Below are 25,259 nucleotides of genomic sequence, written 5' to 3'. Positions count from 1 at the left end.
CGGCGGCGATGGACGAGATGCTCTCCATTGCTGGTGCCTGGTTCTCCGCCGCATCGCTGCTGCGCCTCATTGAAGCAGGCAGGTTCGACACGTCGCCCTATCTCGGGACTCAGCTCTCCGCAGGCTCACCGCTGCGGCCTCGAGCAGTCTGCCGCGCGGCCAAGAATTATATCGCAATTTCAATTACATAAGAGTTCGTGGTTTTATCCTGAACGGCGCGCCATTAGTTTCAGACACTTAGACGTCTTTTTCGGATGCGGCTGTTTCGCTCCGCGTAAGCATTTGACAGCGTAGTTGCGACAAGGCGCGCGTAGGCTGCGTGTCGTTCGAACAGAGCTGAGCCTCGCCGGGACGCAGATTTCATCGATCATCGTTGGTCGATCGGAGAGCAGGCGAAGCATGAGGACCCGTAGCTCAGCTGAATCGAGCGCCACAGCCCGCTTCAACGTCATCACGGTCGATAGGGGCTTGCCGAACTAGCTAGCGCCTGATCAGGTGCAAGGTCGGCCGAACAGAGCGCGAATTCGTCGGATCAGAACAGCCCAAAGCAGCTCACCGGCACTGATCTCGCGCGGCGCTGAGGCGCTCTCATGGCCGGTGACTGCGGCCGCGAGGTTCTGCGCAAAGGCCTCGGTTAGCCGGCCGACCAGATCGCGTATCAGCGCGCCGCGCGAGAACTGCGCCAGCATGCCGGTGATGCGATAGCGCAGCCTAATGTCGATCTCGCATGCGCCGGCTGCGTCCGGCAGAAGCGTGTAGATCACCTCGCCGCTTGCCTGCGAGCCGGAGCCGGTATCGCGCCCGGCCCCGCGCAAGATGCTGGAGCGCTTGGCCTCATCGAAAACGAGCGTGCCCTCGCCGCCGAAGCTTGCCTTGATCGGCCCGAACTTCACCACCATGCGGCCCGTGATGCTGCCGCCATCGAACGAGGTCATCTCGGCGCCCGGCAAACAGCGGGCGACGCGCGGTATGTCGTGCAGGAACCGCCACGTCGTCTCGGCGTCGGCAGCCACCTTCACGCGCTGCGTCAGCTCCGTCCAGCCATCGGTGCCTGACACGGTTTGCGCCGTCGCGACAGCCGCTTTCGAAGGCGCCGCCATCGCGGCCGCGGCGGAAGCCGTCGCGACCTGCTGCGCCCCCGCTTCCTGCGACGCGGCCTGCGGTTTGCGTCCCGCCGAAGCCGCCTTCACAGCGGCAACGATACCCATATAGCCGGTGCAGCGACAGAGATTGCCGCTCAGCTCCTCGCGAATTCGCGCCTCTTCGCAGTCCCCTTGGCGCAGGATGAGATCGCGCGAGGCGATCAGCATCCCCGGCGTGCAGAAGCCGCATTGCAGGCCATGGTGCGCCGAGAACGCTTCACGCAGGCTGCCCGCCACCTCGTCGTTGTCGAGACCCTCGATGGTGACGACGTCGGCGCCGTCGCAGGCAACCGCCGGCATGATGCAGGAGCGCATCGGCTTGCCGTCGACGATCACCGTGCAGGCACCGCATACGCCTTGCTCGCAGCCGAGATGCGTGCCGGTGAGGCCGAGCTCGCCGCGCAGGAAGTCGGCGAGATGCAGACGCGGTTCGACCGATGTGGTCACCGCATTCTTGTTGACGGTCAGAGCGATTTCTCTGTTCACCGGCCAAGCTCCGCAAGAGCGCGTTCGATCGCGACATTATGATGTTGCTTGAAGATGCCGTCGTGTGCCGACAGCAACGTATCGATCTCGGCTTCCGCGGCTTTCATCGCCGCCGATGGGCTCTCCCGGAGAGCTTCCGACGTGCGCGGCAGTAAGAGCGGCGGCGCCTCCACGGCACCGCACACCACACGCGCGTAATCGCGCGCGGGATCGTGCACCGCCGCGCCGATGGCCAGCGCGAACTCCCCGGTCTTGCGCGCAATCTTGTGATAGGCCCAGCGCGCGCCTGCCGAGAGCACGGGCACCTCGACCGCGGTCACCAGCTCGTCCGCTTGCAGCGTGGTGGCGTAAGCGCCGATCATGAACGACAGCGCGCTCTCGCGACGCGTGCCGCTTCTGCCGCTGATCAGAATGCCGGCGTCCAGCACGGCCATGGTCGTGACCCAATCGGCGGCCGGATCTGAATGCGCCAGGCTGCCGCCGATGGTGCCGCGGTTGCGCACCGGGCGATAGGCGATGCCGCCTGCCACCTGGCGCATGAGGCCGCGCGTAACGTCCGGCACGATGCCGTCCTCGATCTCGGCGTGCGTCCAGCAGGCCCCGATCATTAAGTGATCCGGCGCGCGCACGAGCTGACGCAGTTCGCCGACCGCGCGCAGATCGATGAGCTTTGCCGGGCGCGCCAGACGCAGGTTCAGCATCGGCCCCAGCGAGCAGCCGCCGGCCACCGGCTTGGCGTCGCCGTCATGCGCGCCGAGCGCCGTGAGCGCGTCGCCGACGTCGCGCGCCTTGTGATAATCGAAAGCGACCGGCTTCATCAGGCGGCCGCCTGTTTCTGCGCCGCGGCGATCGCCTCGAGCACGCGCCGCGGCGTCGCCGGAATCTCGCACACCTCCGCGCCGAGCGAGCGCAAGGCGTCGTTGATCGCGTTCACCACAGTCGCGCCGGGCGCGATGGCGCCGCCCTCGCCCACGCCCTTGATGCCGTGCGCCGAATAAGGCGACGGCGTTTCGGTGTGCGCCATGCGGATCGACGGCAGTTCGGTCGGGCCGGGCAACAAATAGTCCATCAATGTCGATGCCAACGGTTGGCCCTGGCCGTCATAGGTGCTCTCTTCGAACAGCGCCGTGCCGATGCCCTGCGCCACGCCGCCGAAGGTCTGGCCTTCTACGATCATCGGGTTGACCACGCGGCCGCAGTCCTCGACCACGACGTAATCCAATATCTTGACGAGGCCAGTGCGCGGATCGACGGTCACCACCGCGGCATGCGTAGCGTAAGAGAACACGCCGCCGTCGACGAGCGGCTTATAGCCTTCCGTCACTTCCAGACCGCCGGTGTCCACATTCTCCGGCAATGTTTCCGGGCGCAGATACCAGGCGCGCCCGACCTCTGCAAAGTCGAGCCTCGCGCCACCCGCCTCGATGCGTCCGTCCTTGAACTTGACTTCGTCGGGCCGCTTCTGCATCAGGTGCGCGGCGATGTGTTTGATGCGCTCGGCAAGCTTCTCCGCCGAGCGCGACACCGCGCCACCGGCCATGACGATGCCGCGCGAGGCGTAAGCGCCGGTGGAGTAAGGCGTGGTCGCGGTGTCGCCGAGCTTCACCTTGATGCGCGATACAGGGATCGTCAGAATCTCGTTCGCCACCTGCGCCAGCGTTGTCTCCAGCCCCTGGCCGATAGTGACGATGCCGGCGCGCACTTCGAGGCCGCCGTCGGGCGTCAGCTTCAAACTCGCCTGCTCGAAGCCGGGCACCAGCGGCAGACCCCAGGCGGCGAACACTTTGGTGCCGTGCGCCGATTGCTCGGTGTAGGTGGCGAAGCCGACGCCGATCAATGTGCCGTCCGGCTCCGGCGTCTTCTGCCGCGCGCGGATCTTGTCGAGCGCGATCATCTGCTGGGCCGTGCGCAGCGATGCGACGTAATCGCCCGCTGTCGTAGTGCTTGTTGGTGACATTGGTGTACGGCATGGCGCTCGCCGGCACGAGATTCTCGGCGCGCACGTCGACCGCCTCGCGGCCGGCCGCGCGCGCAATCGCGTCGATGGTCAATTCCATCGCGAAGCAGACGCCGGGACGCGCCACGCCGCGATAGGGCGCGAAAGGCGGCTTGTTGGTCGCGACTGAATAGGTCCGGCAGCGGTAGCTGCGGAAGTCGTAAGGACCCGGCAGGTTGCCGCCGGCCTGCGCGGCTTCGAGACACGCGGTGAACGGCCAGACCGAATAGGCTCCCGTGTCCACCATCACTTCCGCGTCTAAGCCCAGCAAGCGGCCGCGCCGGTCGGCGTAAGCCGTGAGCTTGTAGTGATGCTCGCGCGCATTGGCGCCGGCGGTAAGATGCTCGCGCCGGTCCTCGATCCAGCGGAACGGCGCCCGCCGGTTTAAGGCCAGCCAGCCGAGAATGATCTCCTCCGGCTGCAACAGACATTTGTAGCCGAAGCCGCCGCCGACATCCGGCGTCACGATGCGCACACGCTCCTGGTCGAGTTGCAGGCATTCGGCGATGCCGGTGCGGATGAGATGCGGCACTTGCGTCGAGGTTACGAGCACGAGCTGGTCGGCCTGGAAGTCCCAATAGGCCAGCACCCCCTTGCCTTCCATCGGGTGCATGCACTGCCGCGCGGTCTTGTATTCGCGCGTCACCTTGATCGGCGCGTTGAGCACAGCCTCGCTGAGGCCGCTGTCGAAGAACGTTTCGAGGAAGAGATTGTCACCCCACTCCTGGTGCAACAGCGCGGCGTCCTTGGCGCGCCCGCGATGGACGTCGACGATCGGCGGCAGTTCTTCGAGCTCGGGAACGATCAACTCGCAGAGATCTTCGGCCTCCGCGCGTGTCCGCGCCACTGCGACCGCGAGAATGTCGCCGACGAAGCGCACCTTACCGTCGGCCACCGACGGATAGGCGGAAGCCTTGTAACCGGGAATCGCCGAGCGCGTGACGATCGGCAACATGCCGGTGAAATCGGCAGCGACAAGCACATCGCCCTGCGGCGGCTTGGTAATCGTGCCGATCCGGGCATGCGCCACCGGACTGCGCAGAAAAGCGACGTCCTGCAGGCCAGGCATCGCGATATCGCCGACGAAACGGCCGCGGCCGTGCAGATGGCGCTCATCTTCCTTGCGGCGCACGCGCGCGCCGATTCCCTCTGAAGCCATTCAATGCTCCTTGAGCGTAGATCGCGCAGAGCAATCGCCCGCGCGCACCGGTCGGGCGGCACCCGTGCGATCCATGCGTTCTTCTTACCACTTCGTCGACGAGTAGCGGAATGCGTCGAGGCGATATTCCGCCATCTGGAACCACTGGTTCGACGTGTTGATGAATTCCTTCCAGTGCTCATAGACGCGCTTGAAGTCTGCGCTCTTGCCTGAAAGCTCGTTGAAGGTCTCACCCGTGGCTTTATAGCAAGCCTCGAGGACCGGCTGCGGAAAGGCGCGCAGCTTGGTGCCGCTAGCGATTAGGCGTTTGAGCGCGGCCGGATTCTTGAAGTCGTACTTGGCGAGCATCAGCAGGTTTTGCTCGTTCGCCGCGGCCTCGAAAGCATTCTTGTAGGCCTGCGGCAAGTCGTGCCAGGCGTCCGTGTTCACCAGACTGGTGATCATGGCGCTGCCTTCCCACCAGCCCGGCGTATAGTAGTAAGGCGCGACCTTGTGGAAGCCGAGCTTCTCGTCGTCATACGGGCCAATCCATTCGGCCGCGTCGATCGTGCCGCGCTCGAGCGAGGGATAGATATCGCCCGCCGCAATCTGCGTCGGGATGGCGCCGAGGCGCTGCAGCACGACGCCACCCAATCCGCCGATGCGCATGCGAAGACCCTTGAGGTCCTCGGGCGTATTGATCTCCTTGCGATACCAGCCGCCCATCTGCACGCCGACGTTGCCGCAGGGGAAGTTGAGCAGCTTCTGCTTGAGGAAGACTTCGCGCAAAATATCGAGGCCGCCGCCGTAGTACATCCAAGCCGCTTGCTGGCGCGAGTTGGTTCCGAAGGCCACGCCCGCATCGAAAGCGTAGACCGGGTCCTTGCCGAAATAGAAGGACGTCAGTGTGTGACCGCATTCGATAGTCTTGTTCGATACGGCGTCGAATACCTGCAGACCGCCGACGACCTCACCGGCGGCAAAGCACTGGATGGTGAATTTGCCGTCCGTAAGTTGGCCGATGCGTTTGCACATCTCGTCGGCAGAGCCGTACATCGTATCAAGACTCTTCGGCCAGCTCGTCGCCATGCGCCACCGAACTTGTCCTGGCGATTGCGCCACTGCCGGCGCGGCGACCGTAGTCGCCGCCAGGCCAACTGCCGCCTTTTTCAAGAATGTCCGTCGCTGCATGTGGAGTTCTCCCCCTATTTGAGTTCGTTCAGGACCGACGCGAGCACGCACGCTGTCCGTTTGCGGGGTCACGCGCAGCAAGCGCGCGCGGATACAACCGCTGCATTGTCTTGAGTCTTGAATTCTCGTTCCGCCGGACCAGAGCGGAAGGCTGCGCACCGCGCACCAGCAACCGCGACGGAACATCGAACGCGAAACAATTCATGACTCCCTCACCACCTGCCGCGGCAACGGCCGGACCAAATTATGTAGTTATACTGATTATATTTCGACACGCTGTCAAATAGTGTGCAGCGCCAGAAAATGCGCCTAGGTAACGATTTTTGAGCAGCCGTCTGCCCAGCCGGCGGGCAAATAGCTTGATCCGGCCCCAAATTTAGGGGCTACACCGCCTTTATTTCGGCCCCGTGATGCGCCAGTGTTCATGACGTTCCGTGCTGTGATGCCAAGGCATGGCCAGCCGCTCGATAACGGTAACGGCCGCGATCAGCGCGACACCGACAACCGCCAGGATCGCTATCGCCGCGAACACACGCGGCGTATCGAACATGCCCTGTGCGCTGAGGATGACGTAACCCAAGCCGCGCTGCGACGAGACGAACTCGCCGACGATCGCACCGACCAAAGCGAGCGACATCGCGACCTTCAGCCCGGCAAACAGATGCGGCATTGCGCAGAACAGTTTCACCCGCAACAGAACCTTCAACCGAGAACCGCGTAGCGTGCGCGCCAGGTCGATCGTGTCCGGCGGCACCGAGCGCAGGCCCAATGCCGTGTCGATCACCACCGCGAACACTGCGATGAGAAAGGCAATGGCCACCTTCGGCGTATCGCCGACGCCGAACCAGATGATGAACAAAGGCGCGAGCGCCACCTTGGGCACGCTGTTCAGGCCGACAAAGAGCGGAAACAGCAGGCGTTCGAGCAGCTTCCATTCCACGATCAGGATCGCAAACAAAACACCGAAGACGACCGCCGCCGCAAAGCCGGCGAGCGTGATGCCGACCGTATAGATGGTCTGTTCGGCGAACCAGGCGGGCGAAGCCGCCAGTTCATGCAAAACCATCAGCGGGCTCGGCAGCAGAATTGGACGGATGGAAAACAGCCGGCAGGCAATCTCCCAGATGACAAGGAAAGCCAGCGCGCCGAGGAGCGGGATGGAAGAACGGCGGAAGCTCGACCACAGCGCCGCGGGTATCTCAATCATGGATCAGCCCCATCTTCTCGAACAGGCCGCGGATGTGGCGGGTGTAATCGCCGAACTCCTTGCTCTCGCGCACGGCAAGGCGCCGCTCGCGCGGCAGGCCGATGCGGATATCCGCGACGACGCGGCCGGGTCTCGGGCTGAAAACAATCACGCGGGTAGACAGGAACACCGCTTCGGAAATGCTGTGGGTGACGAAGACGGCCGTCATCCTCCGCTGCTGCGTGAGATGATGCAGATCGACATTGAGCTGGTCGCGGGTCAGCGCATCGAGCGCCCCGAACGGCTCATCCATCAAGATGAGGCGCGGATCGAGTAAGAGCGAGCGGCACATCGCCACACGCTGGCGCATGCCGCCGGACAGCGCGCGCGGATAAGCGTTCACAAATCCTTTGAGACCAACCATGGCCAAGAGCTCACGCGCGCGCGGCTCATAGTCGCGCTTGCGCTTGCCGCCAAAGTCCGCCGGCAGCAACACGTTCTCCAGCACGTCGAACCAGTCGAGCAGCGCATCGCGTTGAAACGCCATGCCCAAGCGGTCCGGCGGGCCGTCGATGGGCTTACCGTCGATGAGCAGGGATCCGGTCGTCGCGGTTTCGATTCCGGCGAGGCAACGCAGGAACGTGCTCTTGCCACAGCCGCTGGGGCCGAGCAGGCTGACGAACTCGCCCTCCTCGATGTCGATCGAGATTCCGTCGAGCGCGGTGACGCTCTTGTCGCTGCTCCCGAAACGCTTGACGACCTGAGATGCTCGAATCATCCGGGCAGCGCAGCTCTAGAATTTGCCTGCGGAAAGATCGGCGACGATCTTCTTGTCGATCAGATCGTTGGTGAAGACCGCGTCGGGCGCGAGTTTCTGATCCAACAGGCCGCCTTCGGCGAGGGTTTCGAGCGCCGTCTTCCAGTCCGCGGCGTCCATGATGCCGAAGGGCTGGCCTTCGGTCGCCTCGGTCTTGGCGAAGGCCTTGATGCTCTCGATCTGCTTGCGCAGCACGTCCGGATCGAGCTTGGCCTGCGGACGCGCGGCGATGATCGCCTGCACGCCATCCTCGATGTGGCCGTCGAGGATGTAGGCCCAGCAACCGGAGACAACGCTGGCGAAACGGCGCAGCGCGTCCTTCTTGCTCTCGATGGTCTTGTCGGTGGCGAGCAGGCCGAAGCTCGGGAATTGCAGGCCGTAGTCGACGAAGTTCACGCTGGTCGAGGCCCGCTTGGCGGAAACGACCGGCAGGAAGAATGGCACCGAGGAGAAGGCGCCGTCGGCGCCACCCGACATGTAAGTACCGGCTTTCGCCGCGGCGCTGACATTGAGCAATTCGACGTCGCTGCGCGTCAGCTTGCCGGCGGCCAGAAAGCGGTCGATGAACGGCGCTTCGAGCGAACCGGCAGTGAAGGCAATCTTCTTGCCCCTGAGATCGGCGGGTGTCTTGATGCCGCTGTCAGCGGGCACGAGCAGACCGATGTCGTTCTTCTGCACGAAGCCGGCGAAAGCCTTGACCTGCAAGCCCTTCGAGCGCGCGATCGCCATCGGCGCCAGTGACGCGTGGCCGATATCGTATTCGCCGTTGCCGACGATCTGGACAGTGGCGACCGAACCATTGCCGTCGTCGATCACGACATCGAGACCGTATTTCTTGAACAACCCCTTCTGCGCGGCGAAGTGCAGCGGCGCATGATCGCCCCACGGCGTCCAGTCGAGCCTGACTTTCAGAGTGTCGGCGGCATTGGCCGGAAAACCGAGCGACCATCCGGCGAGCGTTGCGAATGCAAGACCAATCCAACGACGTGCGGACATCATCATCCCCCACTCGATAAGCACATTGGCATTCACCGGCACGGGCACGGTAACACGACAATTTCGAACTCGACAAGGTATGATGTGATACTGACGAATTTGCTTTCGCCGCGAACTGCGCTATCAAGAGCGGGCCTTCATCACAGGCGTGAATTCTACCGACCGACCAAATGCCCACAGCCTTCTCGAAATAGTTGCAAAGGGCGCGCCGGCGACGTCCAATTGGTGCGACTCAGACGCGTCGCCACTCTCGCATCGACCGACCGCCACAGGAAACCTCATGGCAACAAGAGCAAAAACCCGCGTTAAGCCGGCTCCGGTCAGCGTTCCCACCAAGCTGCTCACGCGCAAGGGCGAGCCGCGGAATTACTCGGTTGCCGGCGCCCTGATGTCGGAAATGCCGCTATGGGCGCGTCCGGGTTACCTTCTGCGGCGCCTGCACCAGATCCATTACGCGCTGTTCTTCGAGGAATGCGCGCAGTTCGACATTACGCCGGTGCAATACGGGCTGTTGACGACGCTGGCGACCAATCCTGACCTCGACCAGAACTCGATCGCGCGGGAACTCGGCATCGACCGCACCAATGTCGCTGATGTGCTCAACAGGCTCAGCCGGCGCGGGCTGATAGAACGAAGACGCGGCAAGGCCGACAAACGCACAATGCTCGCGCGCCTGACGCCGGAAGGAAAGCGCGTCACCAAGGAGATGTACGCCGCGATGCAGCGTGCGCAGGAGCGCCTGCTCGAGCCGCTGCTGCCCGCCGAACGCCACGCCTTCATCACCACCTTGATCCGGCTGATCGACGGCAACAACCATCTCGGCCGCACCATCTTCAGCCCGAGCAAGGCCTGATCGTCAGAACGCGTCGGGCTGCGTGCTCGGCTGCGTTTCGGTGAAGGCCGGCAGCTTCATGCAGTTGTCGAAGACGGCCATCAGCTTGGGATAGACATCGACCGGACAGCCAAAGCGTTGCGCATTGAAGATCTGCGGCACCAGGCAGGTGTCGGCCATGGTGACGCTGTCTCCGAGGGCAAAACGCCCCGATCGGCCTTCTCGCGCGACATATTCCTCAAGCGAACTTAGGCCCTCCGCGATCCAATGGGCGTACCATTCATTGGTCGCCGCCTCGTCGGCGCCGAACTGGCTCTTGAGCCGCTTGAGCACCCGTACATTATTGAGCGGATGAATGTCGCAGCTGATGATCTGCGAGAAAGCGCGCACATAGGCGCGCTCCTGCGGCGTCTTCGGCATCAGCGGCGGCTCGGGATAGATTTCGTCGAGATACTCAATGACCGCCAAAGTCTGGATATAGCCGCGCCCGTCCTCGATCAGCAGCGGCACCAGCCCCTGCGGATTGAGATCGCGGTAGCCCGACTCGCGGTGCTCCATCTTCGGCAAGCTGACGTAATGTGGCTGGTAATCGAGCCGCTTGTACGCCAGCATGATGCGCATGCGGTAGGAGGTCGACGACCGGAAGAACGTATAGAGATGCCGCGCCACGGCCGCTTACCCGGCGGCCTTCTGCAGGATCTCGTCCGGCGTCGAGGAAACGACCTCGACATATTTCGGGATGAACTTGCCGCCCTCGATGTACTTGATGAATTCCGGCTTGATCTCGTTGGCGAGAATCTTGCGAATTTTCGCGTGCTCCTCAATGTCCGACCACTCGGCAATCAGGAAGAAGCGCTGCGGATCGTCGATATCGCGGCACAGCACGCCGTCGCTCACCTGCGCCGACGACTTGTGCATCGGATTGCCCTCCGAATAGTCAAATTCCTCGAACAGCCGGATGAACTCTTCCTCGTGGCCCTTCTGCACCCGGAAGTCGTAGATGTGCAGGTAGTTGCCTTTGGTCGCGAGCGGTTCCTGAGCCATGACGGCGCTCCTCGATTGCGGTATCCTATTTTATGATGGTACACTGACTAAACTACAAGGGCAATAAATTCCTTGGTGGAACACGGGGCGGCGCCATTGCCGACCAGAAACAGCGATGTACACTGACGAATAAGCGCGGGACGACCCATGACCTGGCAACGTGCGGCATCCTTGAGTTCGATACGCGACGGCGGCGCGATCGGCGGCGATGTCGGTGGAACGCCGGTCGCGCTCTACAATCTCGGCGGCGCGATCTATGCCACGCACGGCATTTGCACACATGCGCTCGCGCTGTTGTCGGAAGGCTGGGTCGAGGACGGCAAGATCGAATGCCCGCTGCATCAGGGCCGGTTCGACATCCGCACTGGAAAGGCGCTGTGCGCGCCCCTGACGCAGGACCTGCGCACGTACGCAGTGAAGCTTGAGGGCGACGACATCTTCGTCGATCTCGATCAATCCGGCGCGCGGCCGGCGGATTCCGCCGCTGACAAGAGGCCGACAGACGCTTGCGCCGCGACAGCGGCGGTCATCGTCGGCGCGGGACAGGCGGCCGCCGCTGCTATCCGTGCGATGCGCAATGCCGGCTTCAATGGCACCATCGATCTTGTTGGCGATGAGCCTCACCTCCCCTATGAGCGGCCGCCGCTGTCGAAGGACATGCTGTTTGGCAGCGGCGATCTGGCGGCGTGCACGCGGCTGAGCCAGGCGGATGTCGAATCCCTCGGTGTGCGCCTGCACCTCGGCCAGCAGGCAATCGCCGTCGATCCCACAGAGAAACAGGTCACGCTCGGCAACGGCACCGGCCTGCCCTACGGCGCGCTGCTGATCGCGACCGGCGGCCGTGCCCGCCACCTCGCCATTCCCGGTTCGGAGCGCGCCGGTGTCCTGCACCTGCGTACGGTCGAAGACGCCGCAGCGATCGAGAAGGCGCTTGCCGCGGCGACGCATGTCGCCGTGGTCGGCGGCGGCTTCATCGGGCTTGAGCTTGCCTCCGCTGCGATCAAGCGCGGCGTTGCCGCCACCGTGCTCGAGCGCGAACCCGAGATCATGATGCGCCTGTTGCCGGCGCCGCTCGGCTGCGCCTTCCGCCGCCTCGCCGAGACTCATGGTGTCGATGTGCGCCGCAATGCCGAGGTGCGCGAGATCACGCAGCGCGGCGCCAGGCTCGGCATCGTCACCGAACGCGACACGATCGAGGTCGATGCCGTGCTCGTCGGCATCGGGCTCGAGCCGCACGTCGATCTCGCCGCGGCTGCCGGCTGCAAGGTCTTAGGCGGCATCGATGTGGATGCCGAAGGCCACACCAGCGTTCCCGGTATCTGGGCGGCTGGCGACTGTGCGCTCCATCCCATCGCCAACAGCGGACGCCGCGTGCGGTTGGAGAGCTGGCACAATGCCGAGGAGCAAGGCGCCGCCGCTGGGCGCTCGATCGCCGGCGCTGCGCCCGAGGGGCCGGCCAAGAAGCCGTGGTTCTGGACCGATCAGTTTGGCCTGAACATTCAGATGATCGGCAGCATCGGCCCGAAAGATATCGTCGCGCGCGAAGGCGGGGCCGACGCCGTGGCCGGCACGATCTATCGCACCATCGACCGCGACAGCGGCAAGCTCACCGGCGTCGTCGCTTTTTCCTTACCCGAGGCGATCCGCCAAGCCCGCACGGACCTGCAGGCCACAACGCCTTTCGATCTCGACACTTCCACCGCCGTCGTGCTCGCCGACGACGAAACTGAATCAACCGACGCATCGTTGGAGGCCGCCATGAATGCCCATCCTTCGCTGGCATTGACCAAGCGCTATCTGTGGCCGGAGGAAGGCCTCACGCGCATTCCAGACTGGGTCTACACCGACGAGACCATCTACCAGCGCGAGATCGAGAAGATCTTTCATGGCCGCACCTGGAACTACGTCGCGCTCGAATGCGAAATCCCCAATCCTGGCGACTACATCCGCTCCAATGTCGGGCCGACGCCGGTGGTCGTCTCGCGTGCGGAGGACGGATCGATCAACGTGTTCGAAAACCGCTGTGCGCACCGCGCCGCCGAGTTCTGCCGCGAGCTCTCCGGCAACGCCAAGGAGTTCGTCTGCCCCTATCACCAGTGGTCTTACGACCTGAAGGGTAGTCTCGCCGGCGTGCCGTTCCGCCGCGGCGTCAACGGCAAGGGCGGCATGCCGGCCGATTTCAAGAACGCCGACCATGGCCTGCGCAAGCTGAACGTGACCGCGCACCGCGGCGTCGTCTTCGCGTCCTATTGCAACGACATGGAATCCTTCCCGGACTATCTCGGCCCCGAAGTGCTGCGCGAGTTCGAGGCGACCTTCGACGGCCGCAAACCGGTGCTACTCGGCCATTATCGCCACACGCTGCCGGGCAACTGGAAGCTCTATCACGAGAACCTCAAGGATCCTTATCACGCTACCCTCCTACACACGTTCCTGGTGACCTTCGGCCTGCTGGTCGCCGGCAACCGCTCGCTGATGTTGGCCGATCCGACCGGACGGCACGGCGTAATGGCGTCGGCAAAGTCGGACGGCAAGGCGGTCGCCAGCGACACCAAGAAGGAGATGCGCGCCTATCGCGAAGGCATGACGCTGGAAGAGCCGCGCTTCATGGACTTCATCGACGAGTTCGACAGTCCATGGTCGGTCACCATGGCGACGATCTGGCCGAACCTGATCATCCAGCGCGAGATGAACACGCTCGGCGTGCGCCACATCGTGCCGACCAGCCCGAACGAGTTCATCATGAAGTGGACAATGTTCGGCTTCGAAGGCGACAGCGAGGAGATGACGCGCCATCGGCTGCGTCAGGGCAACCTCATGGGTCCCGCCGGCTTCCTCGGCCTAGAGGACAACGAGGCGATCAAATTCGTGCAGGACGGCATGCAGCACGTGCCGAACGGCGAACATCTGGTGAAGCTCGATCCAGAGATCGAGGCCGGCACCGCCGAAAGCTTGATCTCGGAAGCGGCGATCCGCGCCATGTACAAGCACTGGCGCCAGGAAATGGGGCTTTGACATGCAAGGTGCTGTGATGACCCGCCCCTCGCCCGCCGCCGTGGCCGATATCCGGCTGGAGACGCTGCTGCTCCAGCACGAGATCACGACTTTCAACAATGTCTATGCGGCCGCGCTCGACGACCAGCGGCTGATGGACTGGGCCGAGATGTTCACCGACGACGGCTTCTATGTGATCCTGTCGCGCGAGAACTTCGACCGCGATCTGCCGGTTGGTCTCATCTATTGCGAGAACAAGGGCATGATTCGCGACCGCGCCTTCGCCCTTAAGGAGACCGCGATGTTCGCGCCGCGCTATCTGCGCCACATGGTCTCCAACCTCACCGTCGGCGAAGAAGCAGCGGACGGCACGATCAGCGCGCGGGCGAACTATGTAGTGTTCCAGGTGCTCTACGATCGGCCCGACGCGACCATCCATCAGGTTGGCACGTATCACGATAAGTTCAGGCGCGTGAACGGCACGCTCAAGCTCGCCGAGCGCCGTTGCGTCTACGACAACCTCTTGGTCGCCAACGCACTCTGTCTGCCGGTGTGATCGGGCACTCCTGCCCGGTCCGCCTACCTCAATACAATTCCGGAGTTACCGCATGTCCGCAGCGGCCTCGCCGTTCGCCTATATGACGGCCATTGAGTTGGCCAAGCGCATCCGCGAGCGCGAAATCTCGTCGGCCGACGTCACCGAAGAGATCATCCGCCGCGCCGAAGCAAGCCAGCCGACGCTCAATGCCTTCATCACGATCTGCAAGGATGAAGCAATCGCCACCGCCCGCGCAGCAGACGCCGCGGTGGCACGCGGCGACACGCTGGGTCCGCTGCATGGCGTGCCGGTGTCGGAAGGACATCATCAACACCGCCGGCATCCGCACGACGTGGGGCTCGCGCACGATGGCCAACAACGTGCCGGACGCGGATGCCGTCGCCGTCAAGCGCCTGAAGGATGCCGGCGCGATCATCATCGGCAAGACGATGACGTCGGAGTTCGCGCACAAGCTGTTGACCGACGCACCCTTGTTTGGGGCAACGCGCAATCCGTGGGGGCTCGACTTCACGCCCGGCGGCTCGAGCGGCGGCTCGGCGGTGGCGGTCGCGGCGGGCCTTGGGCCGCTGTCACTCGCTACCGACGCTGGCGCGAGCACGCGCCTGCCCGCTGCCTGCACCGCCACTGTCGGCATGAAGCCGACGCTCGGCGTCATTCCGCACAACCAGGTGCCCGATGGCTTCAACAATTTCATCCACCTCGGCGTGATGGCACGCACCGTACGCGACGCGGCGTTGATGCTGGACGTCGTCGGCGGACCGCATCAAGCCGATCCGCATTCGATCGGCGTGGCGCCGGTCGGCGCGGTGGCGGGCATCAATGGCATTGTCAAAGGCCTGCGCATCGCCTGGCGGCCCCTGGTCGGCAATACATTGCTCGATGACGAGGTGCGCAAGGCCTGCGAGGCGAGCCTCGAGACATTCCGTTCGGTTGGCTGCACGGTCGATGTCATCGACGAGGCCGTCGAGAATGCCGAGCCTGCCTGGCGTATCCTGCAACAGTCGAACTGGGCCGCGCGCTTCTATGCGCGCGTCGACGAGGTTGCGCCGCAGCTCGATGAAAGCTTCGTCGAGGGCATTCGCGCCGGCGGCGGCTATAGCGGCCAGCAGCTCCTGCAGGCGACGTACAAGCGCACGCAGCACTTCCGCATGGTGCAGGGCTGGTTCGCGAAATACGATCTGGTGCTGACGCCGACCATGAGCCGGCCGCCGCTGTCCGTCGATCACAAGGCACTCGATCCGATCACGATCGGCGGCAAGGATGCCGGCGACATGCGTCAGTCCTGGGTGCCTTATCTCAATATGTTCGATCTCACGGGTCACCCCGCCATCAGCGTGCCCTGTGGCTGGAACAAAGAGGGCCTGCCGATCGGACTGCAGATCGTCGGCCCCTGGTACGCCGATGCCAAAGTGCTCATGGCCGCAGCTGCTTTTGAAATGGCGCAACCGTGGGCCGGCAGGATCGCCCCTCATGCCCCTGCCCGCTAATGCAGATCAAGAGTTGGCCGAGGTGCCGCGCCAACAGATACCGTTCCTGGTCGAAAAGCGCCGACAAAGCCCCAAACAAGGTGAAGTGTGTTTCGCGTGGGGTCTCGACCATGATCGGCGCAATTTAGGGAAATCAATGGCTTGAAGGGTCCCGACGACGCCAATGGGGTTACTATTCGATTAGCATTCACAGACAGGCGGTATCTTCGGCGCGATGTTTATCGCGACAAGCGTCTTCATGATCCCGCGCCTCGGTGTTGCGACCGTCCTAACTTTGATTCTCGTCGGTCAGTTACTCAGTTCGCTTTTATTCGATCACTGCGGTCTGCTTGGTATGCCGCAGCATCAGATAACGCTCGTTCGATTGCTCGGTGCAGTATCGCTGATTGCTGGCGCCGCGATGGTCCGTCTGTGACTTGCGCTATCGTATTCGCGAACGCCGTGAGAGGGTCGGTTTCTTTCCAGGCGGGGCCGATGACCTCCGCGCGACAACCTCGATGCCGACAGCATCGCATTGCTTCGGAGCAACCACCGGAGTCAGACATGTCCGCAACCGATGGCTGCTGGCTCTTCGCCGACTTTTAGCTCATGGCAAGTGTCCGCTTTGCGCCAAAAGCAGCCTCTCCTCGAGATCGCGGTTTGACCCTAAGCGGACACTCGCTCGATAGTTTCAGAAACGACGGTCTCCTTGCGGGCCAACTTAGCGGCCTGTCGCCCTCTGATTCTCCTTAAGGGTTAAGATGATGAGATCGAAGCCGCGGCTTAGTCAACGCCATAGCAGCCCAGCCCGGTGGCCTACAGCGTTCGGGATTGGTTTGCCGCCAGGACGTGCCTCGACGATGTAGTCGTTCATCCTGTCTTGGGAGTTAGAGATGAAGATCGGCTTTGTTGGCCTGCTCGTGTATGGACATCTTGATCCTATGGTTGCGCTTGCGCGGACACTACAAACGCGGGGGCACGCGATTTCTTTTATTGGAGTTCCGGATGCTGCGGCAACCGTTAAAGCCGCCGGACTAAACTTCATCTGCTATTGTGAGAGCGAGTATCCGCTAGACTCGGACCTCTACGCACCCACCCGCAAACTGCACGGGCTCGACGTCGTCAAGTGCGCATGCCAAGTGGTCTTGCCGCCATTCATCAAAGCTACGCTGGACCAGCTACCTGAGAAGTTAGTTGGAGAGAATTTTGATCTGCTCGTCATCGATGCTGTGCATTTCTTCATCGAGCTTGTTCCGATGAGTATGGGCATCCCTTACGTTCATATCTGGACTGGCTTGGATATTGATTCATCGGGCATGACGCCTCCAAGCTTCTTCGATTGGCCGTTAGATACTTCGGCAGCACGAGAGAGAAATGTCCACTCGCTCCAGGAAGTTGCCGGAACCATCTTTCCTCCACTGCTAGCGGTTGCCGTTCCGCAAGCTGAGAAGCTGGGGCTCAAAATCGACTGGCACGATCCTGCTGCGGCTTGCAGCTATGTGCGCCATGTTGGGAACGCGCTTTCGAGCGCCCAAAGCAACACCGCTTCAGTTGATCGCCGCTTGGTAGGCAGCCGCTGAGTCGTTGATCTGCAGCCCACGTTCGCTGTTGACGTCCGGAAAGCCCACGACCTGTCTCATACCACTGCGAGGCGTTGTAACTCGCTTAGGTTGCATGCGCTACGCATTGAGCATCGTCTTGGCTCCTCCGCCCAGCCGAAAGGTAGCGCGGGTACCTTCTAGCGATCGGGAAGCGCGGCCCAGATCTTTTTTGCAAAGCCGGGTTTGTCGAGAGTCTAATTCTTGCGGCTTACGATGGCTTTCCCGTTGCGACAACGATAGGAGCAGATCGTCTCGTGCCCTGTAGCCACAAGTGGCACAAAATCAGCGTTCGGCTCAGATCGACAGAACTCGTCCACGCAGGATTCTTACGGGCCGCGTTCATTTTGTCGCACACAAGGTTAGCGCCGCTTAACAGCGTCGGTTCCGAGGCTCACTCCGCGTCGTCAGCGGAATTGGACTGCGATCGCGGAGTGATTTGCGGAGAATGGTGCGGCCCTCGCAATCATAGATCAAAATGAGGAATCCCTCGATCGCCAGGTCGCACGATTGTCCTCGAAGTCTTACGCGGTGCACGGACTTCACGTGACGTCTCTCGCGAGGAGATCGATGGCGTTATTCGATCCGCAATTGAGACGTTGGCAGGACTCGATACCATCTTCGCCGGTGCCGGGATAAAGGATCGGCTACAGACCGCGCGCGGAGGTGAATGATGTCGGCCTCTTCGAGAAGATCGACCTCAAGGCCTGGATATCCCGGTAGTCGTTGATCTGACTTGGGAATCCTCATTGATTCAATCCGGACCCATCCCCCCCAGGCGTGGATTTCGCCACACCTGCACGCCGTCGAGGATCGCCATGTTTTCCACCGTCGGCGCGGAAGCCCGATAGACAAATCTGGTGGGCTTCTCATTCTCCAGCACCCAGCCAAGGGAATGGAACAGCGCCAGGATCTCCCCCTCCAATTTGCGTGAGTGAAGGCCCACCACCATCCGATGGACCCGTTGATCCATTGCCTCCGCGGCTGCGGCGCAGACCTCGCCTTCCCAGCCTTGAAGGTCAATGTGCACGAGATCCCACCGGGGCTCACGCTCGATGAGTTCGGTGATGGCGAAGACCGGTACCTCAACGGAGCGCTCAAGGCGGTCGCCATTATATCTCGTATCCAAGACACTCTGCTCGCGCGCGGGGCGCGCGGCCCACTCGAAGGGCGTGTTTTTCTTTCTGGGCCATCGCGCCGTACCTGACTCCGCTCCGACTGCGACATTGAGCAGCGTGTGTTCGTCCGGGTCGAGCCCATTATCGAGAAAGTGCTGACGCATGAAGGCAAAGTGATCGCAATCCGCCTCGACCGCGTAAAGCCTCACAGATTCAATGTCGAGATGGCGCGCCGCGGCGGCGCCGGCGACGAGCCACGGCGCGTAGCCTGCGCCCAGTTCCATCGCCACATATGTGCCGCGCGCCTCCGCAGCGGAGCGCAGCAGACCGAGCCACTCGATCGTCTCGGCGCGGAAATCGCCAGGGATCGGTGGGCCCAGACACTTGCCGTCAAGCCGTTCAAGTTCATCCCGGAAGACGGAAACGCGTGTGCGGACGTTGAGAAAGTCAGCGACGAAACCTTCCCCCGCCGCCGTCGGGTCCGGGCAAAACCGATCGAAAATCGCGAGTTCCTCGGGATCATAGCCATGATAGATTTGGCTTTCGTACACGGGAGCAGGCGGTATTTCAGACAGGCCCTGTTTGGCGGGAGTATCGGTTGTCGTCGTAATCTTGCCCCCATTGCGGGCGAACGCACTTCCGATGCAATACATTCTTTCTCCTGCTCCTTCGTGTGTTACGCAGCACTTATGCCTGACAATCGTCCGTCACTTCGGCCGGCCACATCCGTCAGTTTGAATGAAGATTGCGGTGTCGCTGCGGCGGCCACGGATTGAGGCTGCCACGGGATTCACGAGATTATTGCGGCGGCCATCTGGCCGAGGACGACGCCAAGGTCGAGAAACTGCGCTTCGTGAGGTTGCGTGACGTGAAGGCTGTGGCGTGCTCATACAGCTTGCGTTGGAGGTTGCAGCAACGACGATGATCTGGCCGGGTGCCGGCGGTGGGTGATGCGCCGGCGCAGCTTGATGCAAGTGGCGTGCGAACGCATTCCTGCTGCAAGCCAATTTCTCCTCCTTCAAGTCTTGGAGCCTGCTAGAAACGGCGGAGCCTACCACGGCCGATAACACGGTTATCACCGCTCCGTTCCGTTGTTCCGGCTGGCGCACGCAGGTGCGTCCGCTCGCCTCGACATTAACACAATTGGACACTGGAGCCTTTCGCGCACTTTGCTAGTACAGGGTCCGCAGACGAAGTCGCCTGGACAACAACGGAATAACAACGGAGAACTCCCCATGACCGCCGGCTTCCCGCTCCGGGAAGTACTCGCATCGGAATACGACAGCCGCGGGTACCTGATCATCCCCGACTACCTTGACCCGGCCGCACTCGAAATCGCGCGCGCCGAAGCGACGGCCCTGTGCCGGGGCCAGCGTGGTGCGATCGAAGGCGCCCGGCCGGCGGGCGAGCATGAGGACGACGCAGACGTCCTGCGGCACTACCTGTGCATCCACTTCCCGCACAAGATCTCGGCTCGCCTGCTCGAGGCCGCCCGGCGGCCGGCAGCCGTCGCCGCGCTCACCGCCGTCATCGGACCGAACATCAAAATGATGCAGTCCATGCTGTTCATCAAATCCGAAGGCAAACCGGGGCAGGCGTGGCACCAGGACGAAGCCCACATTCCGACCCGTGACCGGTCGCTGGCCGGGATCTGGATCGCGCTGGACAACGCCACGGTGGAGAACGGCTGCCTCTGGGTCATTCCCGGTTCGCATCGCCCGGGTGTACTCTACCCGGTGCGGGACCAACACGACGACCGGTTCGACTGCACCCAGGAGGCTTACTCGTTCCCATATCGGGACGAGGACGCCATCCCGGTCGAACTGCCCGCCGGAGCCGCCGTGCTGTTCCATGGCTACCTGCTGCACCGCTCCCTGCCCAATACCGGCCGTCACGGGATGCGCAGAGCGCTGGTCAACCACTACATGAGCGCGGAGTCCGTGCTGCCGTGGTTCCCACCCGGCGAAGGCCAGCCCATGGGCCTGCTTGACCACCGGGACATCGTCCTTATCGCCGGCGAGGATCCGTACGCCTACAAGGGAACCGCTGACCTCATGCGCCCTCACCTACGCGCCGACCGTGACGGCGGATGCGCACGGTGAGCTGCGCAGCGGAAGCGCGAGCACCCGCCGAGGAATAGCCGCCGCAAACTCCGTGCGGTGGGATTACGGCAGGCCTTACCCATTTCTGCAGCTCACAATTCCGACTCGATGCGCTCGCTCGGCGTGCGTCCGGGCTATCCCCGTAATTCCCCATTGCGGCGATCACCGCGACGACATCGCACAGCCAATCAGAACCGCGGGCCGCGGCAAAGCGATCACGCTGAGGACCGGGAAGAACGCTACCGGCACACCTGCTCGACTAAGGCGCGCCAGGGCAAGACGGGCTGCCTCGGCCGTACCGTCCCGATGGAGAAGCTCGATACCCTCGTCGCGGATCACATCGAGCGGCGCCTTCTACAGTCTGCTCGCCTCGAGCGAATCCTGTCAGCCGTACTCGATCGCCGAAAGGCGCGCGCCGACGCGGAGCGGGCCGAGGAAGCGATTGAATGGGTCGGGCCCACCACAGGCGCCAAAAATATTCGCCAGGCAGGCCCGCAGACAGATGCGAACCAAGCGGCGGCTATCGCTGCAACTATCTCCGGCACCCTTGCTCAACGCGTCGAAGTCGACGCGAAAGAGATTCGCATCATGGGCTCGAAAAGCGTACTTCTGCGCACGCTTGTCGCCGCGGATTTGGCCGTCGCTCTACGTCTTCGCCCCGCCTGAATGTCCAGCATCAGCATCAATGAGACAAACTGCAGGTCTCACGGAGGGAGAATGACTGGCTCATCTATCAAGGAATTGGGGTTAGGCGAGACCGCAAAGGTACTGTGGGGTTTGTATATCGGCCAACATCTGCGATAAGCCGAGCATAGGTCGAGGCAAGAGCCTTAGGCTTGCGTACAAATTGAAATGTGGAGACGTTAGGTTGCGAACAGATTTTTCGCGTATCAATCGAGCTAAAGCTGTCTTCGATGACATTTATGCTTTGGATGATCCAAGAGCGTATTTCTCTGTCTTAGGAGACTTGGACTATATGATCCCCGACGTGGCTGAGCCGGTCGTGCGTCAAATTCTGGCAGCGAAAGCTTCGGCAACCAGCGTTAAGCCGCTCGTGCTTGATGTCGGCTGTTCATACGGCATCAACGCGGCGGTGCATCGGTTTCCACTGACCTTCGGCGGCTTGCGTCACCGCTATGCCCGACGCGAGATGAGAGCGATCAGTTCCGAGACACTGGTGCGTCTCGATCGCTATTTCTATGCGGCTTGGCCTGATGTTGGCCTGGCGCGGTTTATCGGTCTCGATGTATCAGCACCGGCAATCAGCTATGCAACGGGCGTTAGTCTCCTTGAGCAGGGCATTGTCGCTGACCTTGAAAAGGAGCCGCTATCGACGGAAAGCGCGCGTATTATCCGCTCCACTGATGTCGTCATGTCGACGGGCTGCATCGGCTACGTCACCGAAAAGACGTTCAGTAAAATTCTCGATGCGACAGAGAAGTCTCCATGGATCATCTCTTTCGTACTGCGGATGTTCCCATTTGACTCCTTGGCTGCGACGTTCGCGAAGCGTGGCCTTGTGACGGAACGTCTTACCGGCGCGACATTTATTCAGCGTCGCTTTCGCGATGCTGAAGAATTTGAAAGTACTTTGGCTGCGTTGGCAGCGCTTGGCGTCGATGCGACCGGACTTGAATCGGAAGGTCTGTTCCACGCCGATCTGATTTTGTCCCGCCCTGAATCGGATGCGCGCGCCGCTCCCTTGGAAGACATTGTCACTGTCGCCAGCGGTCGAGGTCGGCCGATCGGGCCGCGTTACGTTCACGTTGGAGGCAACGGGGGCTTGCAGATCGCATTGGAGCCGTGAGACGTTCGTGTTTTAAGATAGCCGCGCGTGCGCCCCCAGAACTACGCACCTAAGTAGATCACACCTACATTCCCTGCATGGTTACGTTCCGTCGCGTCGGTGGTCTACGGAGAAGCCATACCCATGACAGCTCTACCGATTTCGAACTCATCTGTTTCCGTGCCGTGTATCGAGATCGATGCTGTGTCAAAATCCTTCGATGGAGGACGGAGTTTCGCCGTCTCCAACGTGTCGCTTGACGTGAAGCAAGGCTCGCTGGTCGCGGTCGTAGGGGGCTCCGGGTCGGGCAAGACGACGCTGTTGAAGACCATCAATCGTCTCGTCGATCCTGACGCTGGCGAAGTCCGGATCGATGGGGTGCCTGTGAGCGAGGCTGAACCGCCGACGCTACGGCGTGGCATCGGCTATGTCTTTCAGGGGATCGGTCTGTTTCCGCACATGCGGGTTGCAGAGAACATTGCCGTGACGCTTGGGTTGCTTGGTTGGCCGGTGCACGAGATCGAAACGCGTGTGACCGAGATGCTCGATATGGTCGATCTGCCACAAGATTACGCCAGGCGTTTCCCACACACGCTCTCCGGAGGTCAACGCCAGCGGGTCGGTGTGGCGCGTGCAATTGCCGCGCGACCGCGCATCGTTCTGATGGACGAGCCATTCGGCGCGCTCGATCCGGTTACTCGCGACGGCCTGGGTTCCTCCTACCGCGCGCTGCACGACAGGTTCGGTATGACGACCCTGATGGTGACCCATGACATCCAGGAAGCCGCACTGATGGCTGATCGGATCGTTGTCATGAAGGACGGCCACGTACTCGCGGACGAAACGCCGCACACTCTGATGACGGGCTCTGACGATCCAGATGTCGCCGCCTTAATGGAGGTGCCGCGGCGTCAGGCGGAGCGTATTGCCGCGCTCATGACCGAGAATAGGCCCGTTCATGCCTGATGCTATGGCAGAACTGCTTTCCGGTGCCCGGTCAGATGCACTGTCCGACGCCTGGAGCTTGCTCCCTACCTATCTCACTCCCCACATCGTACTTTGCGCCGCGGCGCTGGCGCTCGGACTTCTCATCAGCCTACCCCTGGCCGTCCTTGCTGCGGACCGACCCCGGCTGCGCTGGCCAGTGCTTGCCATTGCGAGCCTGATCCAGACGATACCGGGCCTCGCGTTGCTCGCACTGTTCTATCCGTTGCTCCTTGCGCTTTCGGCGCTGACCATGCGGCTCTTCGGGTTCGGCATCCCCGCGCTCGGATTCCTGCCGACGCTGATTGCATTGACGCTCTATGCCATGCTTCCGATTCTGCGCAATGGCGTGGTTGGTCTGAACAGCATCAATCCTGCCGTCGTCGAGGCGGCGGAGGGCGTTGGCATGACGCCGCGCCAGATTCTAATGCGCATCAAGGCGCCGCTTGCCACGCCTGTCATCATGGCCGGGGTGCGGACCGCAACTGTATGGACGATTGGAGCTGCGACCCTCTCCACGCCTGTCGGTCAGACCAGCCTCGGCAACTACATTTTTACAGGATTGCAGACAGAGAACTGGATTTCGGTGTTGTTCGGTTGCATTGCCGCCGCCGCGCTTGCTCTGGTCGCCGACTTTTTCCTCAACCTTATAGAGACAGGGGCGTCTGAGCGTAACAGCAAGCGCATGATGCTCGGCATCGCCGGGCTTGCTCTCGGCACGTTTGCTGGCCTCGCGCCGCTCCTCTCAAACGAGGCGGCAACCTATACCATCGGCGCGAAGAGCTTCTCGGAGCAGTTCATCCTGGCGGATCTGATGGGTGATCAACTGAAGGCCGAGGGATTCGGCGTGACGCGGAAGGACGGGCTCGGTTCGGCCATCGCCTTCCGTGCGCTGGCTCACAATGATATTGATGTTTACGTCGATTATTCCGGCACGCTTTGGCGCAATGTCATGGGCCGTACCAATACGCCATCGCGCGAAGCCATGCAGGCGGAGATCGTCCGCTGGATGAAAGCAGAGCATGGTGTCACGGTACTTGGCGCGCTTGGCTTTGAAAATGCTTACGTGCTCGCAATGAAACGAGAACGAGCGCAGGCGCTAAGCATCACCTCGATCGCCGATCTCGCCCGGGTTGCACCTCAACTCACCATCGGCGATGATCTTGAATTCTTGGGGCGGCCAGACTGGGCCTCACTTAAGAGCGTCTATGGTCTGTCCTTCAAAACGCGACGCTCGTTCAACCCAACGATGATGTATCACGCCGTCGACGCTGGTGAGGTCGACGTTGTCTCCGCTTTCTCCAGCGACGGGCGGATCGCGGCGCTCGACCTTCTTGTACTCGCTGACTCGAAGCATGCGATACCATCCTACGACGCGTTGATTCTTATCGCGCCAAATCGTGCCGCCGATGCACGGTTGAAGCGGGCGCTTGTTCCGCTCATCGGTGCAATTCCGGTTGAGGCTATGCGTGCCGCTAACCTCACGGTGGATCGCGATACGGACAAGGCTTCTCCGAAAGAGGCAGCGCGTGTTTTGGCAAAGGCCGTGCATTTGCGATCACGTTAGGTACCAAGCGGTCACACAACCCGGATTTTCCCCCGTTGGCGCAACTCATCAATGGTTATGATGGCAGATGGTGGTGACAGAATAGGAAAATGACGATCCTTGTCATTTCCCAATTTCGAGTCCGCCGTCCGGTTCGGGATAGAGCTTTGTTGTCATGGTGAACTAAGTATAAACCTTGGTTGGCGAAGCGAGGCCAACTAGACCTTCTTGGGCCAAGCGCTCGGTGTGATAACCGAGCACACCGCAGTCAAGAGCCT

Annotated in this window: 21 protein-coding genes and 2 pseudogenes; 13 read left to right on the top strand and 10 right to left on the bottom strand. The window is 62.1% G+C overall.

All coding sequences use genetic code 11. The features are described from left to right. Positions 1-8: 8 nt before the first annotated feature. Positions 9-191 carry a hypothetical protein gene (locus J6497_RS15550; RefSeq protein ID WP_225705138.1) on the top strand — a complete coding sequence of 61 codons (183 nt, stop codon included), beginning with the start codon at positions 9-11 and terminating at the stop codon, positions 189-191. Positions 192-491: 300 nt separating this feature from the next. Here J6497_RS15550 and J6497_RS15545 read toward each other — a convergent pair whose 3' ends face one another. The 7 genes and pseudogenes from J6497_RS15545 to J6497_RS15515 form a co-directional block, all read right to left on the bottom strand. Beyond that, complete coding sequence (locus J6497_RS15545; protein ID WP_225705137.1) at positions 492-1,628, bottom strand: xanthine dehydrogenase family Fe-S subunit; 1,137 nt, start codon at positions 1,626-1,628, stop codon at positions 492-494. Next, the gene (locus J6497_RS15540) at positions 1,625-2,446 is read right to left on the bottom strand and encodes an FAD binding domain-containing protein (RefSeq protein WP_225705136.1); all 822 of its coding nucleotides are present in this window, start codon (positions 2,444-2,446) and stop codon (positions 1,625-1,627) included. Before J6497_RS15540 ends, J6497_RS15545 begins: the two co-directional genes overlap by 4 nt. Next, positions 2,446-4,783, bottom strand: a pseudogene (locus tag J6497_RS15535) (xanthine dehydrogenase family protein molybdopterin-binding subunit). Before J6497_RS15535 ends, J6497_RS15540 begins: the two are co-directional and overlap by 1 nt. 84 nt (positions 4,784-4,867) lie before the next feature. Beyond that, positions 4,868-5,953 (bottom strand): TRAP transporter substrate-binding protein, encoded by a 1,086-nt coding sequence (locus J6497_RS15530; protein WP_225705135.1) that lies wholly within the window; start codon positions 5,951-5,953, stop codon positions 4,868-4,870. Positions 5,954-6,347: 394 nt separating this feature from the next. After that, positions 6,348-7,160 carry an ABC transporter permease gene (locus tag J6497_RS15525; protein ID WP_225705134.1) on the bottom strand — a complete coding sequence of 271 codons (813 nt, stop codon included), beginning with the start codon at positions 7,158-7,160 and terminating at the stop codon, positions 6,348-6,350. Further along, the gene (locus J6497_RS15520; RefSeq protein ID WP_225705133.1) at positions 7,153-7,917 is read right to left on the bottom strand and encodes an ABC transporter ATP-binding protein; all 765 of its coding nucleotides are present in this window, start codon (positions 7,915-7,917) and stop codon (positions 7,153-7,155) included. The genes J6497_RS15525 and J6497_RS15520 overlap by 8 nt, the downstream gene beginning before the upstream one ends. Before the next feature lie 15 nt (positions 7,918-7,932). Next, positions 7,933-8,952: an ABC transporter substrate-binding protein gene (locus J6497_RS15515; RefSeq protein ID WP_225705132.1), complete on the bottom strand. Its 1,020-nt coding sequence runs from the start codon at positions 8,950-8,952 to the stop codon at positions 7,933-7,935. Between the two features lie 280 nt (positions 8,953-9,232). Here J6497_RS15515 and J6497_RS15510 point away from each other — a divergent pair, with 280 nt between their 5' ends. Next, the gene (locus J6497_RS15510) at positions 9,233-9,805 is read left to right on the top strand and encodes a MarR family winged helix-turn-helix transcriptional regulator (protein ID WP_225705131.1); all 573 of its coding nucleotides are present in this window, start codon (positions 9,233-9,235) and stop codon (positions 9,803-9,805) included. Between the two features lie 3 nt (positions 9,806-9,808). On the opposite strand, the gene maiA is transcribed toward J6497_RS15510, so the two are convergent. Together maiA and J6497_RS15500 are read right to left on the bottom strand one after the other, a co-directional pair. Next, positions 9,809-10,453, bottom strand: a complete 645-nt coding sequence (maiA, locus tag J6497_RS15505) for a maleylacetoacetate isomerase (RefSeq protein WP_225705130.1) — start codon at positions 10,451-10,453, stop codon at positions 9,809-9,811. Positions 10,454-10,459: 6 nt separating this feature from the next. Then, entirely contained in the window at positions 10,460-10,828 is a 369-nt protein-coding gene (locus J6497_RS15500; RefSeq protein WP_225705129.1) for an antibiotic biosynthesis monooxygenase family protein, read from the bottom strand. 147 nt (positions 10,829-10,975) lie between these two features. Between J6497_RS15500 and J6497_RS15495 the strand changes: the two genes are divergently transcribed. The 6 genes and pseudogenes from J6497_RS15495 to J6497_RS15475 all read left to right on the top strand — a co-directional run bounded on the left by J6497_RS15495 (position 10,976) and on the right by J6497_RS15475 (position 17,427). Beyond that, complete coding sequence (locus J6497_RS15495) at positions 10,976-13,843, top strand: FAD-dependent oxidoreductase (protein ID WP_225705128.1); 2,868 nt, start codon at positions 10,976-10,978, stop codon at positions 13,841-13,843. Between the two features lie 16 nt (positions 13,844-13,859). Beyond that, complete coding sequence (locus J6497_RS15490; protein WP_225705127.1) at positions 13,860-14,378, top strand: aromatic-ring-hydroxylating dioxygenase subunit beta; 519 nt, start codon at positions 13,860-13,862, stop codon at positions 14,376-14,378. Between the two features lie 52 nt (positions 14,379-14,430). Beyond that, positions 14,431-14,616, top strand: a pseudogene (locus J6497_RS41960) (amidase); the annotation flags it as partial. Then, a complete protein-coding gene (locus J6497_RS15485) occupies positions 14,567-15,868 on the top strand; it encodes an amidase (protein ID WP_376708212.1) in 1,302 nt (433 codons plus the stop codon). The pseudogene J6497_RS41960 and the gene J6497_RS15485, both read left to right, overlap by 50 nt. A 202-nt stretch (positions 15,869-16,070) precedes the next feature. Further along, on the top strand, positions 16,071-16,283 hold the full coding sequence (locus tag J6497_RS15480) for a DMT family transporter (RefSeq protein WP_225705238.1): 213 nt from the start codon (positions 16,071-16,073) through the stop codon (positions 16,281-16,283). 457 nt (positions 16,284-16,740) lie between these two features. Further along, complete coding sequence (locus J6497_RS15475; RefSeq protein ID WP_225705126.1) at positions 16,741-17,427, top strand: glycosyltransferase family protein; 687 nt, start codon at positions 16,741-16,743, stop codon at positions 17,425-17,427. 772 nt (positions 17,428-18,199) lie between these two features. Here J6497_RS15475 and J6497_RS15470 read toward each other — a convergent pair. Beyond that, positions 18,200-19,216, bottom strand: coding sequence for an FkbM family methyltransferase (locus tag J6497_RS15470; protein WP_225705125.1), 1,017 nt, complete (start codon positions 19,214-19,216; stop codon positions 18,200-18,202). Between the two features lie 582 nt (positions 19,217-19,798). On the opposite strand from J6497_RS15470, the gene J6497_RS15465 reads away from it, so the two are divergent. The 5 genes from J6497_RS15465 (at position 19,799) to J6497_RS15445 (ending at position 25,002) form a co-directional block, all read left to right on the top strand. Further along, positions 19,799-20,665 (top strand): phytanoyl-CoA dioxygenase family protein, encoded by an 867-nt coding sequence (locus J6497_RS15465; RefSeq protein ID WP_225705124.1) that lies wholly within the window; start codon positions 19,799-19,801, stop codon positions 20,663-20,665. A 306-nt stretch (positions 20,666-20,971) separates the two neighbouring features. Next, a complete protein-coding gene (locus J6497_RS15460) occupies positions 20,972-21,331 on the top strand; it encodes a hypothetical protein (protein ID WP_225705123.1) in 360 nt (119 codons plus the stop codon). A 202-nt stretch (positions 21,332-21,533) separates the two neighbouring features. Then, entirely contained in the window at positions 21,534-22,472 is a 939-nt protein-coding gene (locus J6497_RS15455; RefSeq protein ID WP_225705122.1) for a class I SAM-dependent methyltransferase, read from the top strand. Positions 22,473-22,595: 123 nt separating this feature from the next. Next, complete coding sequence (locus J6497_RS15450; protein WP_225705121.1) at positions 22,596-23,417, top strand: ATP-binding cassette domain-containing protein; 822 nt, start codon at positions 22,596-22,598, stop codon at positions 23,415-23,417. Between the two features lie 4 nt (positions 23,418-23,421). Continuing rightward, positions 23,422-25,002, top strand: coding sequence for an ABC transporter permease/substrate-binding protein (locus J6497_RS15445; protein ID WP_225705120.1), 1,581 nt, complete (start codon positions 23,422-23,424; stop codon positions 25,000-25,002). Positions 25,003-25,259: the final 257 nt, after the last annotated feature.

Origin of the sequence: Bradyrhizobium cenepequi, assembly GCF_020329485.1 — a bacterium.
Lineage (GTDB): Bacteria > Pseudomonadota > Alphaproteobacteria > Rhizobiales > Xanthobacteraceae > Bradyrhizobium > Bradyrhizobium cenepequi.
The sequence above is the reverse complement of the archived record's forward strand: the minus strand, read 5'-3'. Positions and strand labels throughout refer to the sequence as shown.